Source organism: Corallococcus llansteffanensis, assembly GCF_003612055.1.
GTDB classification, from domain to species: domain Bacteria; phylum Myxococcota; class Myxococcia; order Myxococcales; family Myxococcaceae; genus Corallococcus; species Corallococcus llansteffanensis.
Genome location: NZ_RAWB01000729.1, coordinates 1 through 4,296, shown reverse-complemented (window position 1 = coordinate 4,296; position 4,296 = coordinate 1). Strand labels below are relative to the sequence as shown.

Sequence of the window (4,296 nt, the reverse complement as noted above, 5' to 3'; positions counted from 1 at the left end):
GTCCATCCCTCCCCGCGCGCCTTACCTAGCAAAGGGATGATGCCTTCCACCCAGCCCGAATCGCGGGTGCTGCGCGAAAAGCACCCTTCCGAGGGAGCCGACAGTCGGGGCCGGCTGTCCCCCCGCCGTGAGGCCCTGCTCCAGGCACGCATCAAGGACCTGTCGCTGCGCCTCGCGGGCACGCCCCTGGAGCGCTACATCGCCCAGCTCCACGCGGAGCTGGAGGCCAAGGGGCTGTCGTTCAAACCCCAGTGCTACCTGTCCGACGAGTGGGGCTGTCCGTCCGGAGTGCCCGTCATCGGCCTACCCTTCTACCTGGCGGATCCGGAGCTGCTGTCCATCGAGGCGGAGCTGGGAGGCAGCGCGGAGACGGAGGCCGAAATCCTCATGTACCTGCGCCACGAGGCCGGCCACGCCTTCAACTACGCCTGGCGCCTCTATGAGACCGACGAGTGGCGCCGCGTGTTCGGCGACTACGGGCGGCCGTACCAGGACGACTACAAGCCCCGGCCCTTCTCACGGCGGTACGTGTTCCACATCTCCGGCTGGTACGCGCAGAAGCACCCGGACGAGGACTTCGCGGAGACGTTCGCCGTGTGGCTCACGCCGGGCAGCGACTGGGAGAAGCGCTACCAGGGCTGGGGCGCGCTCAAGAAGCTCCAGTACGTGGAGGCGACGGCGAAGCGCGTGGGCCGCATGCCCCCGCTCGTGCAGCTGGCCCAGCCGGACCTCACCACCGAGGAGATGGAGGGCACCGTCCAGGAGCACTACCGGCAGCGCGAGCTGGACGAGAAGGTGGACCTGGAGCTGCGCAACTCCTTCGACCACGCGCTGGAGGACATCTTCTGGGGGCCCGGTGAGGCCCCGGTGAACGCGGTCACGCTGGTGCAGGCGGAGCGCCAGCGCCTGCTCTCCACCGTGGGCCACTACTCCGGCGTGGGCCGGGGCGTGGTGCGCGCGCTCGTGGACCACCTGGCGGAGCGCACCGCCGCGCTGAACCTCACCTTGTACCCGGACGACAGCCGCGAGGCCGCGATGCAGCTTGCGTCGCTCGTCACGGTGCTGGCCATGAACTACCTCCACACCGACCGCTTCTTCGAGGACTGACATGCCCCAGAAGTCCCTTCGCATCGCCGTCCTTCACTACCAGCCCAAGGACGAACCGCCGGACGCCGTCGTGGCGCAGGTGAGCGCGGCCCTGCGCGCGGGCGGCCACGAGCCGGTGGACGTGCGCGTGGACGAGAGCGTCTCCGACCTGGTGCGGCTGGTGACGCGCGCCCGCGCCGACCTCGTCTTCAACCTCTGTGAGACGTTCGCGGAGGACTACCGCCTGGAGGTCAACGTCGCCGCGGTGCTGGAATTGGCGCGCGTGCCCTTCACCGGCTCCGGCACCGCGGGGCTGCTGCTCGCGCAGGACAAGGTGCTCACCAAGCAGCTGCTCCAGTTCCACGGCGTGCTCACGCCGCGCTTCGCGACCTTCGACGGCACGTCGTTCCAGACGAATGGCGATCTGTCCTTCCCGCTGGTGGTGAAGCCCGCGCGCTCGGATGCCTCCATGGGCCTGGGCGTCGAGAAGGACATGGAGGGGCTGGCCCGACGGGTGAAGAAGATCCGCGAGGAGTATGACGACGAGGCGCTGGCGGAGGAGTTCATCGAGGGCCGCGAGCTGTACGTCGGCGTCGTCGGGGACGCGGCGGACCCGGAGGTCCTCCCGGTGGTGGAGCTGGACTTCGGCTCGCGGTGGAACCGCAAGCGGATGAAGATCGCCAACCGGGAGGTGAAGTTCGCGCCGGAGTCGCCGGGCAGCCCCCATCTCGTCCTGCCCACGGACCTGTCGGACGAGCTGCGGGGCCGCATTGGCCGCGCGGCGGTGACGGCGTTCCGCGCGCTCAAGCTGCGCGACTACGCGCGCATCGACTTCCGCGTCTCCAGCCGCACCAACGAGCCCTACCTGCTGGAGGTGAACCCCAACCCCTACCTGGAGACGCAGTGCGAGGTGGCCATGGGGGCGAAGGAGCGCGGCATGGCCTACGACGCGCTCGTGCAGCGCATCGTGGACACGGCCGCCCGGCGATACAACCTGGGCGTGGGGCCCCGGGCCACGGCCGGTGCGCCCGTCCGGGACGCGACTCCCGCCGCGCACTGAACGTCCGCCGCGCGGACGGCCCGGATTCCGGTGGCCGCGCCGGGGGCGGTGCTCTATGGGGGACGGGTGATTCGCCGTCAGCTCCTGGAGCATGCCAAGGCCGTGGCCCGCTTCGCGCCCGTGAGGCCCGCGGTGAAGGCGGGCCTGCGCGCCGCGCTCGCCACCTTCGTGCCCATGGCCGTGGGCACCGCGCTGAACCTGCCCGGAGGCCTGTGGCTCGCCGTGGGCGGCTTCAACACGTCCTTCGTCGACAAGGGCGGCTCCTACCACGCGCGCGCGCGGGCCATGGGCGGCACGGCGCTGGCGGCGGCGGTGGCCGCGGTGATGGGCGGCCTCGTGGGGATGTACCCCGCGCTGTCCATCCCGCTCACGCTCGTGTGGGTGACGGCGTGGAGCTTCGCGGGCGTGTACGGCGCCGCGGCGAACATCATGGGCAACATCGCCGCCACCACCTTCGTCATCGCCGTGGCGCTGCCCGTGGAGGGACCGAAGGCCGCGCTCCTGTCGGGCGCGACGCTGCTGGCGGGCGCGGCGTGGGCGATGGTGCTGTCGCTCGTGCTCTGGCCCATCCGCCCCTACCGTCCCGCGCGCAAGGCGGTGGCGGCGTGCTTCGACGCGGTGGCGGACTACGCGGAGGCGATGTCGCGCATGTGCCAGGGCGCGCGCGAGGACGCCTGGCAGGCGCTCATCCAGGAGCAGCACGCGCGCATCCGCGAGACGCTGGAGGTGGCGCGCACCACGCTCACCGCCACGCGCCAGGGCCGCGTGGAGCGCGGGCGCGGCGAGCGGCTGCTGGTGCTGCTGGAGGCCGCGGACGCGATGTTCATGGGGATCATCGCGCTGGGAGAGGACCTGGAGAGCCTGGGCCCGCCGGTGAGCGGACCCGCGGGAGACCCGCGCGCGGCGGCGGCGGTCGCCCTGCTGGACTGCGCGCACACGGCGCGCGACCTGGTGCGGCTCACGCAGCAGGAAGGCCGCAGCCGCAGGCCCCAGCCGGAGTGGGACGGCCGGGCGCTGAGCGACGCGCTCACGGACCTGGACGCGCGGGGCCTCCTGACGCGGCTGGAGCGGGCGCGCCTGCGGGACGTGGCGCGGCTGGTGACGGAGCTGCGCGAGCGCGCGGACGTGGCGCTGGACACCGCGTGCCGCCTGCCCGGGCCCGTGGCGGCGGGCACGCTGCCGCCCACCCGGGAGCTGGCGGAGGAGCCCCACCCCTCCCTCTGGGAGCCCGTGCGCGCGAACCTCACGCTGGAGTCGGAGGTGCTGCGGCACGCCCTGCGCGTGGGCCTCACCACCACGGCGGCGGTGTGGATCTCCAGCATCTTCCGGCCGAACCACAGCTACTGGGTCACCATCACGGTGCTCACCGTGATGCAGCCCTACACCGGGCCCACCGTCCTCAAGGCGCTGCAGCGCGTGCTGGGCACCGTGGTGGGCGGCATCCTCGCCATCGCCGTGGCGTCGTGGCTCCAGGATCCGCGCGCGATGATGGGGCTCCTGTTCTGCACCGCGGCCCTGTGCGTGAGCCTCATCCCGCTCAACTACGGGCTGTTCACCGTCTTCGCCACGCTCACCTTCGTGCTGCTGGCGGAGCTGGGCAGCGGGGACTGGACGCTCGCGCCGGTGCGCATCGTCAACACGCTCATCGGCGGGGCGCTGGCGCTCGCGGGCACCTTCTTCCTGTGGCAGCGCTCGGAGGAGGAGCGCTTCCCGTCGCAGATGGCGGAGGCCCTGCGCGCGGACCGGGAGTTCTTCGACGTGCTGGCGTCCGCGTGGCAGCGGGGTGAAGCGCCCGCGCCGCAGGCGCTCACGGAGGCCCGCCGCAAGCTGGGGCTCGCCACCATCAACGCGGAGACGTCCTTCTAGCGGCTGCTCAACGAGCCGCGCTGGAGCACCGAGGCGCTGGAGCCGCTGATGACGCTGCTCGCGTTCACCCGCCGCTTCGCCGCCGTCTGCACCCTGCTCGCGTCGCGGCGCTCCGTGCCCTCCACGCCCGCGGTGCTGGAGGCCCTGGCCCGCTACGGCCGCGCCATGGACGGCGCCATGGAGGACCTGGCGGACGCCGTGCTCCACGGCCGCCGCCCCCGCCCCCTGCCCGCCTTCGACGCGCTGCTCGGCTGGAACGTGCCCACGCCGGACACGGCCGGGCT

Annotated in this window: 4 protein-coding genes; all 4 read left to right on the top strand. The window is 72.6% G+C overall.

Features of this window, described 5'->3' with window-relative positions:
• Window positions 1–36: 36 nt before the first annotated feature.
• Window positions 37–1,107 carry a putative zinc-binding metallopeptidase gene (locus tag D7V93_RS39060; RefSeq protein WP_244237768.1) on the top strand — a complete coding sequence of 357 codons (1,071 nt, stop codon included), beginning with the start codon at window positions 37–39 and terminating at the stop codon, window positions 1,105–1,107.
• 1 nt (window position 1,108) lies between these two features.
• Window positions 1,109–2,146: a D-alanine--D-alanine ligase family protein gene (locus D7V93_RS39055; RefSeq protein WP_120648141.1), complete on the top strand. Its 1,038-nt coding sequence runs from the start codon at window positions 1,109–1,111 to the stop codon at window positions 2,144–2,146.
• A gap of 30 nt (window positions 2,147–2,176) precedes the next feature.
• Entirely contained in the window at window positions 2,177–4,012 is a 1,836-nt protein-coding gene (locus tag D7V93_RS39050) for an FUSC family protein (protein ID WP_120648140.1), read from the top strand.
• Window positions 4,013–4,060: 48 nt separating this feature from the next.
• Window positions 4,061–4,296, top strand: a 236-nt coding sequence (locus D7V93_RS39045) for a hypothetical protein (RefSeq protein WP_372338408.1), incomplete at its 3' end; no start/stop codon positions are given.